Annotated in this window: 1 protein-coding gene; it reads left to right on the top strand. The window is 72.0% G+C overall.

Features of this window, described 5'->3' with window-relative positions:
* Positions 1 to 1,550: acyltransferase domain-containing protein (locus SSOG_RS53160; protein ID WP_167542457.1), on the top strand; the 1,550-nt coding region annotated here is incomplete at both ends.

Genomic DNA, 1,550 nt, shown 5'->3' with positions numbered 1-1,550 from the left:
GTTCGCGCGGGCCTTGGACGGGGTGTTGGCCGAGTTCGATCCTGCGTTGCGTGAGGTGATGTGGGGTGGGGACGTCAGGGCGCTGAATGCGACGGGTTGTGCTCAGCCTGCGCTGTTCGCGGTCGAGGTGGCCTTGTTCCGGCTGCTGGAGTCGTTCGGTGTCGTGCCGAGGTTCGTGGCGGGGCATTCGATCGGTGAGGTGGCCGCGGCGCATGTGGCGGGTGTGCTGTCCCTCGCCGACGCGTGCCGGCTGGTGTCGGCGCGGGCCCGGTTGATGCAGGCCCTGCCCGGTGGCGGGGTGATGGTGGCGGTCGAGGCGACCGAGGACGAGGTGCGGCCGCTGCTGTCCGAGCGGGTGTCGGTCGCGGCGGTGAACGGGCCGTCGTCGGTGGTGCTGTCCGGTGAGGAATCGGCGGTCGCGGAGGTCGTCGCACGGTTCGAGGGCGGTCGTAGGAGCGAACTGGCGGTCAGCCACGCGTTCCACTCGCCGTTGATGGACCCGATGTTGGCGGAGTTCCGTAAGGTTGTCGGGGACCTCACCTTCCACGAGCCCACGATGCCGGTGGTGTCGAACCTGACCGGTGCGCTCGCGACGGCCGGTGAACTGTGCTCACCGGAGTACTGGGTACGCCATGTCCGCGAGACCGTACGGTTCGCCGACGGGATGCGGACGCTGTCCGGCGCGGGCGCGGCGGTGTTCCTCGAACTGGGCCCGGACGGTGTGCTCTCGCCGGTGATCCGCGAGTCGGTGGCCGACGGGACCACGGTCGTCCCGGTCCTGCGCAAGGACCGGTCCGAGGAAACCGCGGCCCTGACCGCCCTCGCGCGCTTGCACGTGGCCGGGGTGGACGTGGACTGGCGGGTGTTCTACGCGGGCACCGGGGCGCGCCGGACCGACCTGCCGACGTACGCGTTCCAGCGTGAGCGGTTCTGGCCGGAGGCGGCCGAACCCGTGGCCGCGGGCGACGGCATCGACGCGGAGTTCTGGTCGGCGGTGGAGCGGGAGGACCTGGATTCCCTCGCGTCGAGCCTCGATGTGGACCCCGACACCCTCGGCGCCATCGTGCCCGCGCTGTCGTCCTGGCGCGGTCGGCGCCGGACGAGGTCGACGGTCGACTCCTGGCGCTACCGGGAGAAGTGGCGGCCCCTGGAGGATTCCTTCCCGGCCGTACTGCCGGGCACCTGGCTGGCGGTGCTCCCCGCCGAGGGTGACGGCTGGGCGCGTGACGTCGTGGACGCGCTGGGTCCAGCCGTGATCCGCTTCGTACCGGCGGATGCCGACCGTACGGTGCTCACCGCGCGGTTGGCCGAACTCACCGCCGACGGAACCGAGTTCGCCGGAGTGGTATCACTCCTCGCCGCGTTGCCGGACGGCCTCGCGGACACGGCGGCGTTGCTGCGGGCCCTGGGCGACGCGGACATCGCGGCGCCCGTGTGGGCGGTGACCCGGGGTGCGGTGTCCGCGGATCCCGGCGGCCGTCTATCGATCCCGGGACAGGCCGCGTTCTGGGGGACTCGGCCGGGTCGTGGTCTGGAGTACCCGGACCGCT

The sequence above is a fragment of the Streptomyces himastatinicus ATCC 53653 genome, assembly GCF_000158915.1.
GTDB lineage: Bacteria > Actinomycetota > Actinomycetes > Streptomycetales > Streptomycetaceae > Streptomyces > Streptomyces himastatinicus.
Note: the sequence above shows the minus strand (reverse complement) of the source record. Positions and strands in the feature narration are given on the sequence as shown.